Origin of the sequence: Paenibacillus tepidiphilus, from assembly GCF_008635795.1 — a bacterium.
In the GTDB taxonomy this organism is placed as follows: domain Bacteria; phylum Bacillota; class Bacilli; order Paenibacillales; family Paenibacillaceae; genus Paenibacillus_AQ; species Paenibacillus_AQ tepidiphilus.
This window is the reverse complement of record NZ_VWRQ01000003.1, coordinates 193,613-212,477: the sequence shown is the minus strand read 5'-3', so window position 1 is coordinate 212,477 and position 18,865 is coordinate 193,613. Positions and strand designations below refer to the sequence as shown.

Below are 18,865 nucleotides of genomic sequence, written 5' to 3'. Positions count from 1 at the left end.
GCCGGGCTGTCGGGCTGCAAATTACAACGGAGGTGAAACACAATGAAGCAAGGAGCGGCTTTGGAGGCCGGCATCCGCCCCCCTGCGATGAGGGATTCCAGGCGATCACAGGTGCTGCGGCGCCTGAAGCGGGACAAATGGCTTTACATTTTATTGACCCCGGGCCTGCTGTATTTTCTAATCTTTAAATATGTGCCCATGTGGGGCGTGCTGCTTGCTTTTAAAGATTTTCAGCCCTTTGTCGGCTTCTGGAAAAGCGAGTGGGTAGGGCTGGAGCATTTCCGCACGTTTTTCCAGAATCCCGATTTCTTCATGCTGCTGCGCAATACGCTGGTGCTGTCGCTTTATAATCTGGTGTTCTTTTTCCCGGCGCCGATTATTCTGGCACTGCTGCTGAATGAAATCCGCTTGTCCTTCTATAAACGGACGATCCAGACGATGATTTATGTGCCGCACTTTATCTCCATGGTTATTGTGGCCAGTATCACGTACGTGTTCCTGACGACGGAGGGCGGTGCGATCAACGAACTATTGTTCCAGATCACGGGAAGAAAAACCGATTTTCTGGCCAATCCGGACTGGTTCCGTCCGCTGATCATCCTGCAGACCATCTGGAAGGAATGCGGCTGGGGAACGATTATTTTTCTGGCGGCGCTGGCAGGTGTGGATGTGGAGCAGTATGAGGCTGCCGTGGTCGACGGCGCGAGCCGCTGGCGTCAGATTTGGCATATTACGCTGCCGGCGATCCGGAGTACAATTGTCATTCTGCTGATTTTGCGGATGGGGACGATTCTGGATAACGGCTTCGAGCAGATTTATCTGATGATGAATGCGCTTAACCGCGAGGTGGCCGAGGTATTCGATACTTATGTCTATCAGCTGGGAATTACCCAGGGGGCATTCAGCTACAGTACCGCCGTTGGCCTGTTCAAATCGGTAATCGGCGTAATCCTGGTGCTCGGCACGAACTGGCTGGCCAAAAAAACCGGTGAATCCGGATTGTACTAAAAATTCATTTATTGAAGAGGGGAGGAGACAAGGATGACTAAACATTACCGCAGCGCCGGAGAGAAAGCCTTCGATGTGTTCAACTACATATTTCTGGGGATTATCGGCATTGCTGCGATTCTTCCGTTCCTGTTCGTGGTTGCCGGCTCGTTCGCCACGGAGGCGGAAATTACAAAGCGAGCGGTATTTCTGATTCCGACGACGTTTACGCTGGACTCGTACCGCTTTATTTTCTCGACGGATACAATTGTGCGCAGTATCGGGGTATCGCTGTATGTCACAGTGATCGGCACGATCGTCAATCTGTTCTTTACCGTTACGATGGCTTATCCGATGGCCAAGCGCCATTTAATGGGGCGGAATACGATTCTTAACCTGGTTATCTTCACGATGCTCTTCGGGGGCGGGATGATTCCAACCTATCTGGTCATCCGCGACCTGCATCTGCTGGATACCCTCAACGCCTTGATTCTGCCCGGGGCGATCAGCGCGTTCAACCTGATTATCGTCAAGAACTTCTTCCAGGAGATGCCGATTGAGGTCGAGGAGGCTGCCCGCATTGACGGGTGTACCGAACTGGGGCTGCTGTGGCGAATTGTACTACCGCTGTCCAAGCCGGTGCTGGCCACCTTCACACTGTTCTACGCGGTAGGGCACTGGAACAACTTCTTTTCTGCACTGCTCTATATCAACGATCCGACGAAATGGCCTTTGCAGGTTATGCTGCGCCAGATTGTCATGCTGTCCCAGACGGCGGCGGGCGATCTCAGCTCCATGGACCCGAATTTCGTGCAGCCTCCGGAGCAGGCGATCAAGATGGCGGTTATCGTAGTTGGCACACTGCCGATTATGTGCGTATATCCGTTCCTGCAAAAGCACTTTGCCAAAGGGGTGATGCTCGGCTCTGTTAAGGGGTAATTCATTACGCAGGAAGCACCGATGAAGTAGTATTAAAGGGAATATAAAAGGGAGGCACATGATGAATATCCAACGAACACAAGGTGACAAACGTTTGAAACAGTGGTTGATCCTGCCGCTAGCTGCTATTATGGTTGTAAGCGCATTAACCGGCTGCGGGGGCAATAACGGGAACGGCGGGAAGAATACGGCGAATTCCTCCAATGCTCCGGCAACAACGGCAAGCGGCGGGGCGGCGGCCGGGACGGAAGAGCCGCTTGAGCTGACCCTGATGCTGCCGATCTTCAAGACCAATTATCCGAAGGACGGCAGTCCGGTCGCTGCCGAGCTGGAGAAGCTCACGAATACCAAGATTCATTTTGAATGGGTGCCGAACGCATCCTATGCCGATAAATTCAATATCACTCTGGCTTCCGGCAAGCTGCCTGACATTATCTACGTGGGCGGCACCAAGGAGACCAGCTTCGTCAACGCCGTCAAATCCGGTGCCTTCTGGGAGGTCGGACCTTATCTGAAGGATTATCCGAACCTCAGCCAGGCCAATCCGGTGATTCTGGGCAACTCGGCAATCGAAGGCAAGAATTACGGCATTTACCGGGGCAGAGCACTCGGCCGTAACGGGGTAGTCTTCCGCCAGGACTGGCTGGAGAAGGTTGGGCTCCAAACACCGGAAACCGTTGACGATTTCTACAATATGCTGAAAGCGTTTAAAGAGCAGGACCCGGACGGCAACGGCAAGGACGATACCTATGGTATGGTGCTTGTAAAATGGACCGGAGGCTGGGCCAGCGGCTTCGATACGATGAAGCTGTGGTTCGGCGCACCGAACAAATGGGGCATTCAGGACGGCAAGCTGGTGCCGGAGCATGAATATCCGGAGTACTTGGAAGCGCTTAAATTTATGAAAAAGCTGTACGACGAGAAGCTGATCAACTCCGACTTCGCCGTCATGGACAGCTCCAAGTGGAATGATCCGGTTGTCAACAATAAAGCCGGCGTAATCGTCGACGTCGTGGACAATGCAGCGCGTCTTGACGACAAGATTCATGCCGCACTCCAGACCAGCGGCACCGATGAGCCTGACCGCCATTACATGGATGTGATCGGCGGAGTGAAGGGCGCGGACGGACAGCTGCACACACTGCCTACTTCAGGCTTTGCGGGTATGCTGGCCATTCCGAAATCCTCGGTCAAGACCGAAGAGGAACTGAAGCGGGTACTGACCTTCCTGGACCGCCTGAACGAGGAAGACCTGCAGACCATGCTGAACTACGGGCTGGAAGGCAAGCATTATACCCTGGTAGACGGCTATATCGAACGTTCTTCAGATACCGTGCTGCTGGAATCGGAAGTGGAAGGCCTGAACCAGATGCTGCCGTTTATTCCTCAGGACAAAGCAAAGCAAGTGAAGCAGACGCCGCTGCGCGTGAAGCAGCTTGAAGTTCAGAAGGCCAACGAAGCAACGATTGTCGTCAATCCGGCTGAAGCACTGATCTCTACTGTATATACGCAGAAGGGCTCCCAGCTTGATAACGTCATCAACGATGCACGCATCAAATTCATTGTCGGACAGATTGACGAAGACGGCCTGAAGGATGCCTTCAGCGTATGGCGCAAGACCGGCGGCGATGAACTGGTACAGGAAATGAACGAACTTTACGCAGGCACGAGCAAATAGCAGCCGGTCCGCTTCATGCTGATTGCCGGCGCTGACCGTCCGGGGCCGCAAGGGTAAGGTTCCAAACTACGGATGTGGCTGGTGATCATCATGGAAGAGGGTATTGTGGCAAAATGGAACCGGCGGTTAACCGGCTGGAGGGGAAGGAAAGGGAGATATTACCGGAAAAATCTGATTATCGTCCTCATTGTCTCCTCCATCCCGGGTTTTATTATCGGGGCACTGGTCTATTGGATGGCCGGCGGACGGCTGGAAAAGGAGCTGCTCGATATGCACAACCGGCAGATCGAGCAGCGTGCCGCCAATATTAACGAGCAATTGTCCAATCTGGAGCTGATGCTGGCCCATTGGGCTTTTGATCCGAAGTTTGACTACAGCCTGAGCGGCATGGATTTCACGCTGAATCATGAGCGGGCCTGGGATATTACGAAGACTCTGCTCGTCATGCAGGGCTCGAATACGATGCCCCGCAATGTAGAGCTATACCTGTCGGGAGAGCAGCCGGTATTGTTCGGGCCGGAGTACGGTACCGTAACTGTCGGGGAGGCGTCCTTGGTCTATGACAAGCTGCTGGAGACCGAAGCCAGCACCTATTGGACAGAATGGGCCTTTGATTCGGCGGCACCTCAGCACAAGGAGCTGACGCTGGTGCATCAGATTCCGGGCGGCAGCCAGAAGCCGTTCGGGGCGCTGCTGCTGCGGATGGATCCCGAGAAGGTCGGGGCCATGCTGCGCACGATGACGCCGTACGATAGCGGAGAGGTCTTTATGCTGCAAAAAAGCGGCGGCCTCTTCGTTTCCGGCAGCGGCAGCGAAGAGGCTGCGCCGTTTGTCGAGACGCTCCGCCAGGCGATCGCCGGGCGCGGCAGCGGCGGCGGTTCGTTCCTGTACGACTGGGGAGGGGACACCTTTGCGGTCACATACGGTGATTTCTCACGGATTGCCGACGAGTGGATGTATGTATCCGCTTCGCCTATTTCCAGTATTACCGCGCCCGTGGTCGCCATATCGCGTCTGATCTTTCTGGTCAGCTCCTGTGCACTGCTGCTGGCGGCAATCCTGTCCTGGATCGCTTCGCGCAAAATCTACTCGCCTGTCGGACGCCTGATGCAGACGCTGCTGCCCGAGAATTCCGAGTATGGCGGCCGCGAAGATGAGCTGACACTGATCGAACGGCATTGGCAGAATCTGCACGGCCAGCGGCATGCCCTGCAGTATACGCTCACCGAGCAGCTGCCCCATGTGCAGCAGAGCTTCCTGCACCAGTTATTCCAGGGATACTTATACGCTTATTCGGAAGAAGACCTGCTAAGCCGGATGAAGCAGTATCAATGGGAGGCAGAAGGCTGTCTGTACGTGGTTCTGTATATCCAGCTTACCGGCATCTCCAGTCTGGAAGGGAAATTCCGCAGCGGCGACGAGAGCCTGGTATCGTTCGCGGCCGTTAACATTATCGGCGAGCTGGCAGCCGAGCATTTCGAGCAGGCGGAGACGGTCAATATGCATGATCTCAGTGCGGGACTTCTCTTAATGGAGCCCGGTGCAGGTCCCGCTGCGGCAAGAATAGAAGCCTTCTGCGAGGAGCTGGCGGCTACGGTCAACCGGATGCTGAAGCTGCAGGCTACGGTAGCCTACAGTGCTCCGCTGAGCGCCGTTACGGGTATCCCCCGGGCCTTCGAGGCCGCCAAGCAGGCGGTCAGCCACCGGCAATTCGGCGGCGGGAACCAGATTATCAGCCTGGAGCGCCCGGACCGTGAGGGCCAGAGCGGCTGCATCCCGCAATATTCCTTCTCCCTGGAGCGCGGGCTGATTCAGGCGCTGCGCACCGGAGAGACGGAGGAGTCGGAGCGTCTGCTGGAGGAATTCCTGGAGACACTGTGCGAAGGCGGTGCCAAGGTTATCGACGTGCAGCAGGGGATGCTGCAGCTGCTCGGTTCCATACTGCACGCCGTAATGGTGGCCGGGATTCATCCGAACCAGCTGTACCAGGGGCGCAATCTGTACGCCGAGCTGTCGCAGATTCACGAGCCGGGGCTGATTCTCTCCTGGTTCCGCGGCAAGGTCGTCGCACCGTTCCTGGCGGAGCTGTCCGAGCGCTCCGATGCCGGTATCCGGCGCACGATTGAGCAGGCGATGCTCTACATTCAGGAGCACTACATGGACAATATCTCGCTGGACAGCTGTGCGGATTATATCGGCACCAGCCCGTTCCTGCTCAGCAAGTCGTTCAAACGGGTGACGGGCGATAATTTCATTGATTATCTGACCGGGCTGCGGCTCGATAAAGCCAAGGAACTGCTGCGCGATACAGACCTCAAGATGAATGAGGTTGCCCAGCAGGTAGGCTACCAGCAAAGCTATTTCAACCGGATATTCAAAAAACAGGAGGACATTACGCCGACGCGTTACCGCGAGCTGAGCCGGCAGGAGGGCGTGAAGCAGCCGCCGGGCCGGGACGCCGGTCTTTAATGAAATACTGGCTTGCGGCAGGCGGAGTCACCGCCTGCCGCTTGGCGTACGCCAAGCATGGCTTGCGGCTCACGCGCCGGGGATGTCAGCCATTTAGGAGATGAAGGGGATGTCCTCAGTCTTGCCGATTCAACTGCAATGGTTACACCAGCCTGCCCGGGCTGCCGGGGTCACATGGGGTGTACCGTGGCCCAAGGGAGAGCTTATGCGCGGAGCTTTGTCCTCCCTGGCACTGCAAGGAGCGGAGGGCGAACCGCTAATGCCACTGCAGAGCCGTCCGGCTGCATACTGGCCTGACGGCAGTGTGAAATGGTCGTTCCACACAGCGGTCTGCAAGGAACCGGCCGCAGAAGCGTTTGCGCTGGTCCGGGAGGATGAAGCGCCGGCGGCGTTCGCGGATACGCTTGCGGTCCGGGAGACAGATGACGCCTTCCTTGTAGATACCGGCGCCATCCTCTGTACGGTAAGCAAGCGCGGCGGAGACCCGATCTCCCGCATTATCCGCAGGAGATCGGGGCCGTCCGCCGCAGAGGGACTTGCAGAACAGACGGTCTGCTCCGGCAGTGAGCTGGTCTGTCTGCGGGAAGAAAGAGAGACGCTGAACGGCGGACGGACGCTGCGCGAGGAGCGGTTCGCCGGTAACACCCTGCGGGCCTGTCTGGAGCAGGAGGGGCCGCTGCGCGCCGTCATCCGCCTGGAAGGGCGGCACCGGAGCACCGGCGGGACGCGCGAATGGCTTCCTTATACGCTGCGGCTGTATTTCCATGCCGGATTGGAATCCATCCGGCTCGTCCATACGTTCCATTACGACGGCAATCCGCATCAGGACTTCATTAAGGGGCTGGGCATCCGCTTTAAAGTCCCGCTTGCCGGACCGCTTTACAACCGGCATATCCGCTTCGCCGGGGACACGGGCTTCTTCCGCGAATCGCCCAAGACGCTGCATACGCGGCGGACCAAGGGCAGGTACCGCGAAATGTTTGAGCAGCAGCTGGAAGGCCGGCCGCTCGAATTCGATCCGGAGGCAGATGCTTATTTCGAGGGACTCCTGCGCGATTCGGCTGTCTGGAACAGCTTCAAGCTGCATCAGGATTCATCCGAGCATTATACGGTACTGAAGCGGACGGAGGAGGGCTGCGTCTATATCAAAGCGGCGGAAGGCCGGAGGGCCGGAGGCTTCTGCTATATCGGTGACACTGGCGGCGGCTTGGCCGCAGGCGTGCGCAATTTCTGGCGGAAGCATCCCGGCGCCCTGGAGGCGGACGGCATGTCCGGGGAGGAAGCAGCCCTTGCCGTGTGGTTCTGGTCACCGGACGCACCGGCGATGGATCTGCGCCACTATGACACGAAGACGCATGTGGAGTCTTCCTATGAAGGCGCGGCGGAGCTGCGGGCTACGCCGTACGGCATCGCCAACACCAGCGAAGTGACGCTGTGGTGTACGGACCGTACGCCGGACTCAGCTGATCTTGTGCATATGCGTGGGGAAGCCGACGAACCGGCGCTGCTGGTGTGCGAGCCGGAGTATTATCACCACTGCCGGGCATTCGGGCTGTGGAGCCTGCCCGACCGGAGTAGCCCGGCCAGGGCGTACCTGGAGGAGCGGCTCGACGGCATTCTGGAATTCTACCTGGCTGAAATCGAGCAGCGCAAATGGTATGGCCTGTGGGACTACGGCGACTTCATGCACAGCTATGACCCGGTCCGCCATGTGTGGAATTATGACCTGGGCGGCTGCGCCTGGCAGAACGCCGAGCTGGTGCCGAACATGTGGCTGTGGGTCAGCTTCCTGCGCAGCGGGCGGGCCGATGTGTTCCGCCTGGCGGAAGCGATGACCCGGCATACCGGCGAGGTGGATGCGTATCATTTCGGCGAATACGCCGGTCTCGGCTCACGCCACAATGTGGTGCACTGGGGCTGCGGCTGCAAGGAAGCGCGGATCGCCATGGCCGGGCTGCACCGCTATTACTATTACCTGACCGGCGATGAACGGACCGGCGATCTCATGGACGGGGTCGCGGATGCGGACTACGCCACGGTGACGCTGGACCCGATGCGGGCTTATTTTCCGAAGGATGAATTTCCGACGCATGTGCGGGTGGGCCCGGACTGGGCGGCGTTCAGCTCCAACTGGATGACCCGCTGGGAACGGTATGAGGATACGGCCTACCGCGACAAAATCCTCACCGGCATCAATTGCATCAAGCAGGCGAACCTGCGGCTGATCTCCGGACCGACCTACGGGTATGACCCGAAGACGGGCATTCTCACTGGCATGGGCGACGACAACTGGGGCCGGCATCTGGCCATCTGCATGGGCGGTCCCCAGGTCTGGTTCGAGCTGGCCATGATGCTGGAGGACCCCGAATGGGAGGATATGCTGGCGGAATTCGGCGTCTTCTACAATCTGCCGCAGGAGGAGAAGGATGTCCTCAGCGGCGGCGCGATTACCGGGAAGCTGCGCTTTGAGCATCCGGTGCTGAGCGTAGGCATTGCTGCCTTTGGCGCTTGGTACAGAGGGGATGCAGCGACGGCAGCGCGCTGCTGGTCGATTCTGCTGGAGAACCCCTTCGGTCTGGTCGATCTGCAACGGGAGCAGCAGCAGGTGACGTACATGGAAGAATTGAATGAGATCGACTGGATGAACACCAATGAGGCTTCACAGTGGTCGCTGAATACCATCATTGCGCTGGAGCTGATCCCTGAGGATCTGCCGGACCGGCCGGGCAGCGGCACGACAGGGGAAGCGGCCGTTGCGGAAGGAGGTGCGGCGGATGGACTTCCCGCACGATGAGAAGGCGCGGACGTTAAGCGGCTCTGAGCAGAGTGCAGGGGAGCTGGACCCGTCCGCGCAGGGCGAAGCATCGCTTATTCCGGCGGGGTGGACGCCCATTTACCGCAATCCGCTGCAGGCTCCCGGCGATGTTTCCGGGTTCGTCCTGGAAGGCGACGGAGCGGCGACCTTCCCGCAGGGGCGGCTGAGACTGGAAAGTACCCGCAGTCCGGAGGAGGGGCAGAAGGCGAATATCGTCTTCTGGTGCCCTGAGGCGTTCCCCGCCGATCATGCGGTATCCTGGAGCTTCCGGCCGCTGCGCGAGCCGGGCCTGGCCATCCTGTTCTTTGCAGCAGCAGGGAGCGGCGGACGCGATTTGTTCGATCCTTCCCTGCCGCGCCGGACGGGAGAATATGATCAATACCATCACGGGGAGATGGATGCGCTGCATATCTCATATTTCCGCCGGATGTGGGCTGAGGAGCGGTCTTTCCATACCTGCAATCTGCGGAAGAGCTACGGCTTCCATCTCGTCGCCCAGGGAGCGGACCCGCTCCCCGGCGTCATGGACATGACGGAGCCGTACCGGATGCTGCTGGTCAAGCAGGGGACTGACGTCGCTTTCGCCGTCAACGGGCTTCCGGTGCTCCGGTGGGAGGACGACGGCGTGACCTACGGACCGCTGCTTGCAGGCGGGCGGATCGGCTTTCGGCAGATGGCGCCGCTGATCGCAGAGTATAGTGATTTGACCGTATATGCGCTTTAAGGCGGAGACCCGCGCAGGGTATGTAGCAGCGGCTGGTTTAGCTGCAGTCAGATTAGTACGGCAGAATAGGAAAATTTATCCGATATTGTGCCCTTTACTGCCCTTCTACTGTAAGCCCGTCAGAACGACGGAATGGACAGTAAGGGCGGTATGGGCGGCATGGGCGGCATGATGTAATTAGGAGGAGAGTAACCTATGGCAGGTGTGTATTATTGCTATCCGCAGGGAAAGCACAAAGCGCTGACGATGAGCTATGATGACGGCCGGCGGGCGGATGAGCGGCTGGTCGGGATTTTTAATCAGTATGGCATCAGAGGGACCTTCCATATCAACTCCGGCCTGCTGGGGGAAGGCGACCGCATTACGGCGGAGGAATTGCCGCAGCTCTACAAGGGGCATGAGGTAAGCGCGCACACCCGCCGTCATCCGACGATTGCCCGTTGTCCGCAGGAGTATATTGTCGAGGAGGTCATGGAGGACCGTAAGGCGCTGGAGCGGCTGATCCATCAGCCGGTGCGCGGCATGTCCTACCCGAACGGGTCCTACAGCCAGGAGATTATCCGGCTGCTGCCGCATCTGGGCATTGAGTATGCCCGGACGGTGGAGAGTACGGGGGGCTTCGGACTGCCGGAGGACTGGCTGGAATGGCGTGCCACCTGCCATCACAACCGCGGGCTGCTGGAGCACGGGGAACGCTTTATCGGCCTGCATAAGCGGCAGTACCTGTATTTAATGTATGTCTGGGGCCACAGCTATGAATTCGACAATGACGATAACTGGGAGCTGATTGAGAAATTCTGCGCTATGGCCGGCGGCCGTGACGATATCTGGTATGCGACCAATGTGGAAATCGTGCACTATATGAAAGCGTGCGAGCGTCTGGTGTTTGCCGCCTCCCGCGATTTTGTGCATAATCCGGGTGCTGCGTCTGTCTGGCTTGAGGTGGACGGCCGCATCGTTGAAGTGCCCGGAGGCCAGACCGTTGATCTAATATAACACACCGGGGCGGAGAAACTGTCCGGCCGGTGTTCACCCAGGAGGAACAACTGTGCAAACGATAAATCAACAAGTGTACCGGTTGGCCGAAATCGACATTTCGGCCGCCGGTGCCGGCTGCAAAATGCTGATGGGCGATCTGGACGGCGACGGCCGGGCCGAATTGCTGCTGGTGCAGCCGGACAACCGCCAGGATGTCCGCTATATTCCGCATCAGGTGCAGTGCCTGACCGCTTATGACCTGGAGGGAAGATTGCTATGGCAGACCGGGAATCCGGACCCCGGGGCAGGCAGCCAGGGCTCGGATTATCCGGCGCAAATATATGATATTGACGGTGACGGCGCCCTTGAAGTGCTCTGTGTGATGAATGACCGGTTCCACATTCTGGACGGGGCTACCGGCAGTATCAAGCGGGTGCACCCGCTGCCGGACAAGGAAGCGCATGACTGCATTATTATCGCCAATCTGTCCGGGAAGGAGCGGGCCTCGGACATCATACTCAAAGACCGGTATCACCGTCTGTGGGCACTGGACAATGATTTCCGGCTGCTGTGGACCCATGAAGGCAACGTCGGGCATTATCCCTGGGTCTTCGATCTGGACGGTGACGGACGGGATGAGGTTATGGCCGGGTATGATTTGCTGAGTGCGGACGGGAAGCGGCTGTGGAGCTGTCATGATCTGGAAGACCATGCCGATTGCCTGTGGGTCGGAGATGTGAACGGCGACGGAGAGCCGGAGCTGGTTATTGGAGGCAGCGTGACGGTAATGTACGACCGCAGCGGCCGGGAGCTGTGGCGCTATGAAGGCTCTATCGAATCTCAGCATCTGGCGCTGGGCCGTTTTCGTCCCGAGCTGCCGGGGCTGCAGATCGCCGGTCTTGACCGGATGGTCCGCGAGGATGACGGCAAGGGGCTGAAGGGCAAGGATGCCTTGTTCCTGCTGGATCAGTCGGGCCAGGAGCTCTGGAAGGAAGAGCGCACCACGGACGGCTGGCTGACGATTGCCGAGACGGTCAGTAATTTCCGTGCAGATGCTCCGGACTATATTCTTGCCTACCGCCGGGGCGGCGGCGTGCTGCCCGCCTTATATGACGGCTATATGAATACAGCCGTGCAGTTTGATACGGAGGGCTATGCCGTGCACGGCGATCTGCTGGGCACCGGCACCGAACAGGTTGTCATTTATACGCCGGAGACGGCAGTCATATACGGCGGTGAGCCGCTGCCGCTGACTGCGGCGCACCCGGGCCAGCCGCTGCCTCAGCCCAAACGCCTGTACAGCTCGACGCTATATCCCGGAGGAGAAGTATCGCTTCAATGAACCCGCCCCGACACGGGCATATTTATTCATACTGCAACATTATTGGTACCTCAACACACGATTTCGCAAGCCCGCCTGCCGTTAACGAAAGTTACAGTGGGCGGGCTTGCTATGTTCAGGGCCAATAATGCCAGCGGTCTTAAATTGGGAGTTTAGTGCAACTAAATTTATCCAGCTGCGTCAAATTAATAGCATATTCTATGCCTTGTTGAAATTCAGTTGTTAAAACTTATGGCGTTTGGGGGATCAGGAAGATGAAGGCTCTCTCATGGAAAAAAGCAAGAATACAGGCAATCCTTATAGCAATCGGTAGCCTCTTGTTAGTATTGCCGGACATCGGTGCTGCTGCGGAGGGAGCAGGAGCAAGTACGGAGACGGGCGTAGATGAGGTGCGCTATCTGGCAGCAGCCCAGATTGAAGCCGGCGACACCTCGGCGTATGCCATCGGCACAGACGGCACAGTCTGGGCCTGGGGCGGAGGCTACAGCTCACTGGGACATGGAGCGACGACGCCGGCTTTTCTGCCGGTGCGGATAGCTATCGATCATGTCCGGCAAATCTCTGCGGGGTACCGGCACACACTCTTCCTGAAGGAGGACGGGACGGTGTGGTCCGCAGGCGGCAATGAACATGGACAGCTCGGGATCGGCAAGCAAAGCGGCGGCGAAGAAATCTGGACTGCACCGGAGCAGGTGCCGGGACTGACGGATGTCATCCAGGTATCGGCGGGAGACGATCACAGCCTTGCCGTCAAGCGTGACGGGACCGTCTGGGCATGGGGCGGCAATGAGCACGGACAGCTCGGGGACGAGTCCCGCAAGAACGGGCTGCTTCCCAAGCAGGTGGCCGGCTTGCCTTCGGTGAACAAAGTAGCTGCCGGCAAGCATGCCTCGGTTGCACTGGGCAACGGCGGCGAAGTCTGGGTCTGGGGTTACCGGGCGCTCAATAAGGACGATGTTTTTCATGGCTATATCCGCAAGCCGACGCTGCTTCCTGGCGGAAGAGAGTGCCATGACATCGCCGCCGATTCTTACCTGGGAGCTGCGCTTGACTTCAACGGAAAGGTTTGGGTATGGGAGAACTACAGCTACTTCCATACGGAGGGGGTGCTAGTGCCGCACCAGATGCCCAATATCAGTAAGGCGGTCTCTTTTACTACCCACTCTGCGGTGGATGCTGACGGTTCAGCCTGGCAGTGGATATTCGATGACGGTAAGTTCAGCCAAATCAAGGCTCTTGGACTGCCGGTTAAGGTAAAAGCGATCTCCGAGGGAAGCCGCAACCTTTATGTGCTTACCGCGAACGGAGGCGTGTACTCGGCAGGCTACAATCAATTCGGGCAAACCGGCCAAGGCACGACCGCCATTGAGCTGCAGGAATTTAGTCCCGTCCGAAAAGCTGCAACGATCCGACTGAACGGAGTAAAGCTGGAGCCCACCGTGCCGCCGCTTATTGTGAACGGAGCGACCTATGTCCCGCTGCGGGGCGTTCTTGAAGCTATGGGAGCGGATATCCGCTGGGACATCCCCAGCAGATCTGTAATCGCGGTGAAGGACGGCAAGCGCATTGTCTTCAATACGGTAAGCGGGCAAACCACCGTTGACGCCAAAGCCGTAACCCTGGCAGAGAAGCCTTTCTATGCACATAACAGCCTGCTGGTCCCGCTCCGCTTTATATCCGAAACGCTCGGCGCCAAGGTCGAGTGGAACGGTACGGATTATGCGGTGGACATCAGGACACAGTAAATTATTGCTTCCCCCGGTAAGAAGGCAGACGGGCATTATCCATTGAAACCATAGGGTTTCGCAAAAATAGTCTCCTCCCGCGCAAGCTTGGTTCCGCTCACAAATTCGCCGTTTTATGGCTGAAAAAGCGGATCACTATAAATATACATTTTTACCTGAGAGCGCTAGGGTGGTATGATAGGAGTCGGGGTGAATTTAATCATGACAAATGAGACAACCAATGAAACGACGAATGAAGCAACGAATGAAGCGGCGAATGGGCCGGAAACAGCCAATTCGGAAAAGATGACCGAAGAGAACTGGAACGAGCTGATCCGCGCTGTCCACCACAATGGCATGGTGGCTCTAAAAATGAAGTTTGAGAACGTGGAATCGCAGATTCTGAATCTTGCGGCATACGGTCCGATATTTGTATATCATGTACACAATGAGGCGAATGAAGTGTATTCCTGCGGCTTCTTCCTGCGCGAGCTGATCGCCAGATTCCAGTCGGGCAACGATCCGTCGCTCTGGATGTCCTCCTTCTTCTATGAACTGATGAAGACAGAGGGCGGCAAGCCGCTGCCGGATCTGCCGGCCAATGAGGAAGGCGCCAAGAAGGTGGTTGACACGGTGCTGGTGCCGCAGCTGCTGGAAGCGATCCGCGAGGAATTCGCACCTCAAGAGCTGCATGCGGGACTGGCCTTCAACGAAGAGCATGGCCCGGTATTTGAAGCGGGCTTCCGCGAAATTACGGACGGACCGAATGTGTGCGCAGTTCCTCTGCACATGCTGCTGACCCATTTGCAGCTGAACCGTGATCCTTCCGAGCTGATTATTCAAGGGCTGTACAACATCCGCAAGCAGCACGGACTGGAATAGCCAGCAGGCAAACATGAGCCGGGCAGCAATTCTCCAATCTCAGGAGAAACGCTGCCCGGCGTTTATGTTGGGAAGACTGGATTCATTTATTTAGCGAGAGTACGAATAATACCGTTTCAGCTGTCGTATTTACTGGAAAATTTCTCCTAATTTTATGCAGTTATTCCTTGCTTTCTGTTAGCGTCATCTAAGTTATAATCGATGTATATTCTCTGAACCGTCTTATTATCATTACTCATATAGAACTGCAGCTTATGTGTGTCAAGCTCATATATATACGAGTCTTTAATTAATTCACTGTTCCCATATGCCTCAAATAATTGATCAACACTATCCCCTACTTTAATTCCTCTATGAGTAGCTATTTTATTTAGCTGAGTGAAGATGATTTCATCTTCTAAAAAGATTATTGAGATATCAGCGTCTTCCTTATTGGGGTAATTTAGCCCCCACCTGTTATATCCATTTCCTTGGCTGATTAGTCCATAATTATTGTCTTCGAATCCTTTTTCCGTTCCCAATTTATTAATAATGCTATCTGGGGCCAGTTCTGCATTTATGAGCACGTCCTTATATGTCACTTCAAAATCTTGTTCGCTGAGTGGTGGTATTGACTTTATTGGATTACAAGCAACCAGGAAAATACTCATGAGAAATCCTAAATATATAAGACGCAACAAAAAATCCCCCCTCAGATTTCTACAACATCAATATAGCTAATCCTACTAGTACACATCAATAATACCTTTTTAATCCATGTAAGGAGAGGACTTTTCTCTCTCTGATAAATCTTCATTAAGCTAACCTGTTTGTTAGCTTAATGAAGCATCATCTGTCTTCTATTTTAGTATTGATTTGGGAAATTATTTTCCTTTGACAACTTCCTCCTAAGAGGGCAGCCCGCACCGCCGTTTGTCCCTCCTCATATCTTGAAGGGATGACAGGAGAGGAGAGAACGGCTGTGAAGCAGACTGTGGGCGCAAATGGCGTGTCCATTATCGTGTGCACCAACCGACCGCGATTTTTTGACCAGCTGGTCGGCAATTTCCGGAACCAGCAGTATAAACACAAAGAACTGATTATTATTCTGAACAAGGACAGCATGAAGCTCGGGCAATATGCCCGTAAGGTGCGGGCTTATCCGGACATCAGAGTGTTTCAGGTGCCGGAGAAGGTCTCGCTCGGGCAATGTCTGAACTGCGGAATCACCAAGGCGCGTTACCCGCTGATCGCCAAATTCGACGATGATGACTATTATTCGCCGTACTACCTGCGGGAGCAGGTACGCATGCTGAACCGTACAGGCAGCGACATTGTCGGGAAGCATGCCTGCCTGGTCTACCTCACGGCTACCCGGCAGCTCATTATCCGCTCACCGCGGGAAAGAGATAAACCGGTTGTCTTCATACAGGGCGGGACCGTGCTCTTCCGCAGGCAGGTCGCAAAGCAGGTGCTGTTCCCGGACCGTTCCATCGGCGAAGATGTCGCTTTTCTCCGCAGATGCAAACGCAAGGGCTTCAAAGCCTATGCCACTTCTCCTTACAACTACGTTTACATGCGCAGAGCAAACAAGCAGACCCATACATGGAAGGCCGGAGACCAATTTTATCTCAAGGGCAGCATTCCCGTTGCAGTGACGGATGATTACCGGCGTATTGCGACCCGTAAAATGTAAAACGATCAGCAGCCATTCCCGGCAGCGGGAGTGGTTTTTATATCATCAGGGTTGATTATTTCCTGGGTAATGACAGGGCTACTGCACTGGCCTTTAGCGGAGTGGTATGTTATATATGAAGGAAAGAAGTAAAGGAGACTGTCATGGATACCAACAAGCCCGTATTCACTTCGATCAGCGAATATATTGCAGCCGCACCCCCAGAGGTGCAGGAGACGCTGGAAGCAATCCGTTCGGTCATCCGGGAAGCTGCACCGGAGGCCGCCGAGAAAATCAGCTACCAGATGCCGACCTTCGAACTGAACGGCAATCTGGTGCATTTTGCCGCATTCAAGAAGCATATCGGGTTCTATCCTGTACCCAGCGGCATCGAAGCATTCGCCGAGGAACTGTCTCCGTATAAGAGCGCAAAAGGCTCGGTGCAGTTCCCACTCGATAAGCCTATGCCCTATGATCTGATCCGCAGAATTGTTGAATTCCGGGTGGAAGAGAACAAACGCAATGCAGCTGAGAAGAAGGCGGCCAAGAAGAAGTGATCCGGATTGTTGAATCCATATCTGGGATACCCATATTAATCACGGCGCAATCTGCTTTTGCATGCTAGGATAACGTTAGCTTAAAGGCTGATGCAACCTGTAGTTGACAAATTGTCAGCTCTGTTTGGTAGCCGTAGACAAGCCGGTGCGCGTAAGCTTGGCATGAGGTGATGAGAGATGATGGAGTTTGCGGAGAAGCTGCAAGGTTACAGGAGACAAATGGGGATGTCCCAGGAGAAGCTGGCGGAAATGATCGGCGTATCACGGCAGGCGGTCTCGAAATGGGAATCCGGGCAGACCTATCCGGAAATGGATAAAATGCTGTCGTTAAGCCGGTTATTCGGAGTCAGCCTGGACCATCTGGTAATGGATGGCCCGAACCTGGAGGGAGCGGACAGGGCGACGGCTGCACCGGAGAGGGTGGAGCACCGGCCTGCCTATCGTTATGAGTATAAGAGCAGGACTACTTGCTTCGGGCTTCCGCTGGTACACATTAACCTGGGCCGCGGCATATATGTGGCCAAGGGAATTATTGCTGTCGGCACGGTTGCCTTCGGCGTTCTGCCGGTAGGAATCATCGCCATAGGCGGGCTCTGCTTCGGAGCAGTATCGCTGGGACTGATCAGTCTCGCCGGGCTGGCCTTGGGTCTGCTGCTGGCGGTCGGCGGCCTTGCCTGCGGAGCGTTGGCAATCGGAGGAGTGGCTGTGGGGCTTGCGGCCGTTGGCGGATTGGCGTTGGGACTATATTCATTTGGCGGCTGCGCCGTTGCTTCGCACATCGCTATCGGGGGGTATGCCAGCGGGCATATCGCCGTCGGCGACAGTGTTCACGGAGCGTATACCTGGGCGGTCGAGAACGGTTCCTTCGGCAGTATCCCGGGCGATGAACTGAAAGAAGCCATTAACCGTGAATATCCGCGGCTATGGAAGCCGTTACTCCATGTAATCCTGTTTATTTTCAAGTAAGAGAATCTGCTGTACACGCCGCTTTCTGCTGGGAAGCGGTTTCTTCATGTCCATCTCTATCTGTGGTATAGTTGCTGTGTAGTGTGACAAATCACTCCGCAGGAGGCTCTATGAAATACGAAGCGAATACCCCTGAACAGTACATCGCCTTGCTGCCGGAAGAGCGCAGAGCTGCGGTCGCCATGCTTTATGAGACAATCCGGAAGAATCTCCCGGAGGGCTTTGCAGAGACGATGGCCTACGGCATGATCGCCTTTGTTGTTCCGCACAGCCTGTACCCTGCAGGCTATCATGTCAACCCTGCCGAGCCGCTGCCGTTCATCAGCATTGCTTCCCAGAAGAATTACATTGCGCTGTATCACATGGGGCTTTATATGAATCCGGAGCTGCTGGAGTGGTTCAAAGCGCGGTATGCGGAAGAAGTCTCCGGCAGACTGGATATGGGCAAATCATGCATCCGTTTCAAAAAAGCCGCAGCGATTCCTTATCCGCTGATTGGCGAGCTGTCCCGCAGCATCACGGCCGCGGAATACATTGCCGTCTATGAACGCAGCAGGTGAAGGGCTGCTCCGGCGGACGGCTCATCCGGCCGGAAGCTGCCGCAGTACAAATGTCGCAGCCGTATCCGGCGGCTCCGGTTACAATTCATGTTAATGAAATGCGCATATCCGTTCCTCAAGGAACGCTGACCGGGAGGTGGATGAGTGTGTACTGGGTTATTGATTTCGTACTTTCTCCGCTCCATGCAAAGCCTGTGGAATAAACAAGGCGAGGCTTGCATGGAGCAGATTGGAATTCGCCTGATTCTCTGAAACGGGATGTTTCTTTCCCAGGCTTTGCCCTTAAAATATCCAATTTATTTTAAGGAGCGAGCCCAATATGGAATATATTAAAGCGACAGAAGTGTTCCCGGAGGAATTGCTGAAGGAAATTCAGCGTTATGTCCAAGGGGAACTGATCTATATCCCCACACGTACGTCCGAGCGGCGGAAGTGGGGACAGAATTCGGGGGCGGCGGATTATTACCGGACCCGCAACAGCGCCATCCGCGAGGCTTTCCATTTAGGAAGCGGCATCGGGCAGTTGTCCGAGCAGTTCAGCCTGTCTGTGGACAGCATCAAGAAAATTGTCTACTCACGTTCCTGAAGCA

At 56.0% G+C, this 18,865-nt stretch carries 16 protein-coding genes; 15 read left to right on the top strand and 1 reads right to left on the bottom strand.

What is annotated here, in order from left to right:
* Window positions 1–42 precede the first annotated feature (42 nt).
* The 10 genes from F1379_RS05080 (at window position 43) to F1379_RS05035 (ending at window position 14,538) form a co-directional block, all read left to right on the top strand.
* Entirely contained in the window at window positions 43–1,008 is a 966-nt protein-coding gene (locus F1379_RS05080; RefSeq protein WP_150267046.1) for an ABC transporter permease, read from the top strand.
* Between the two features lie 33 nt (window positions 1,009–1,041).
* On the top strand, window positions 1,042–1,926 hold the full coding sequence (locus F1379_RS05075) for a carbohydrate ABC transporter permease (protein ID WP_150267044.1): 885 nt from the start codon (window positions 1,042–1,044) through the stop codon (window positions 1,924–1,926).
* A gap of 61 nt (window positions 1,927–1,987) precedes the next feature.
* Window positions 1,988–3,604 (top strand): extracellular solute-binding protein, encoded by a 1,617-nt coding sequence (locus tag F1379_RS05070; RefSeq protein WP_150267042.1) that lies wholly within the window; start codon window positions 1,988–1,990, stop codon window positions 3,602–3,604.
* A 105-nt stretch (window positions 3,605–3,709) separates the two neighbouring features.
* Window positions 3,710–6,073: a helix-turn-helix domain-containing protein gene (locus tag F1379_RS05065; protein WP_338046058.1), complete on the top strand. Its 2,364-nt coding sequence runs from the start codon at window positions 3,710–3,712 to the stop codon at window positions 6,071–6,073.
* 109 nt (window positions 6,074–6,182) lie between these two features.
* Complete coding sequence (locus F1379_RS05060; RefSeq protein WP_239004563.1) at window positions 6,183–8,867, top strand: exo-rhamnogalacturonan lyase family protein; 2,685 nt, start codon at window positions 6,183–6,185, stop codon at window positions 8,865–8,867.
* Window positions 8,848–9,612, top strand: coding sequence for a DUF1961 family protein (locus F1379_RS05055; protein WP_150267038.1), 765 nt, complete (start codon window positions 8,848–8,850; stop codon window positions 9,610–9,612). Before F1379_RS05060 ends, F1379_RS05055 begins: the two co-directional genes overlap by 20 nt.
* 195 nt (window positions 9,613–9,807) lie before the next feature.
* Window positions 9,808–10,608, top strand: coding sequence for a polysaccharide deacetylase family protein (locus F1379_RS05050; protein ID WP_150267036.1), 801 nt, complete (start codon window positions 9,808–9,810; stop codon window positions 10,606–10,608).
* A gap of 124 nt (window positions 10,609–10,732) precedes the next feature.
* On the top strand, window positions 10,733–11,932 hold the full coding sequence (locus F1379_RS05045) for a hypothetical protein (RefSeq protein WP_239004575.1): 1,200 nt from the start codon (window positions 10,733–10,735) through the stop codon (window positions 11,930–11,932).
* 317 nt (window positions 11,933–12,249) lie between these two features.
* On the top strand, window positions 12,250–13,677 hold the full coding sequence (locus F1379_RS05040; RefSeq protein WP_162551079.1) for an RCC1 domain-containing protein: 1,428 nt from the start codon (window positions 12,250–12,252) through the stop codon (window positions 13,675–13,677).
* 201 nt (window positions 13,678–13,878) lie between these two features.
* The gene (locus tag F1379_RS05035; RefSeq protein ID WP_150267024.1) at window positions 13,879–14,538 is read left to right on the top strand and encodes a hypothetical protein; all 660 of its coding nucleotides are present in this window, start codon (window positions 13,879–13,881) and stop codon (window positions 14,536–14,538) included.
* A gap of 152 nt (window positions 14,539–14,690) precedes the next feature.
* Here the strand turns inward: F1379_RS05035 and F1379_RS05030 are convergent, their stop codons facing one another.
* Window positions 14,691–15,215: a hypothetical protein gene (locus tag F1379_RS05030; protein WP_150267022.1), complete on the bottom strand. Its 525-nt coding sequence runs from the start codon at window positions 15,213–15,215 to the stop codon at window positions 14,691–14,693.
* 284 nt (window positions 15,216–15,499) lie between these two features.
* On the opposite strand from F1379_RS05030, the gene F1379_RS05025 reads away from it, so the two are divergent.
* The 5 genes from F1379_RS05025 to F1379_RS05005 all read left to right on the top strand — a co-directional run bounded on the left by F1379_RS05025 (window position 15,500) and on the right by F1379_RS05005 (window position 18,861).
* On the top strand, window positions 15,500–16,213 hold the full coding sequence (locus F1379_RS05025; protein ID WP_239004562.1) for a glycosyltransferase family 2 protein: 714 nt from the start codon (window positions 15,500–15,502) through the stop codon (window positions 16,211–16,213).
* Between the two features lie 143 nt (window positions 16,214–16,356).
* Window positions 16,357–16,749 carry an iron chaperone gene (locus tag F1379_RS05020; protein WP_150267017.1) on the top strand — a complete coding sequence of 131 codons (393 nt, stop codon included), beginning with the start codon at window positions 16,357–16,359 and terminating at the stop codon, window positions 16,747–16,749.
* A gap of 177 nt (window positions 16,750–16,926) precedes the next feature.
* A complete protein-coding gene (locus tag F1379_RS05015; RefSeq protein ID WP_203457041.1) occupies window positions 16,927–17,715 on the top strand; it encodes a helix-turn-helix transcriptional regulator in 789 nt (262 codons plus the stop codon).
* Window positions 17,716–17,825: 110 nt separating this feature from the next.
* On the top strand, window positions 17,826–18,275 hold the full coding sequence (locus tag F1379_RS05010) for a DUF1801 domain-containing protein (protein ID WP_150267014.1): 450 nt from the start codon (window positions 17,826–17,828) through the stop codon (window positions 18,273–18,275).
* Window positions 18,276–18,594: 319 nt separating this feature from the next.
* Window positions 18,595–18,861: a CD3324 family protein gene (locus F1379_RS05005; RefSeq protein ID WP_150267011.1), complete on the top strand. Its 267-nt coding sequence runs from the start codon at window positions 18,595–18,597 to the stop codon at window positions 18,859–18,861.
* Window positions 18,862–18,865 lie beyond the last annotated feature (4 nt).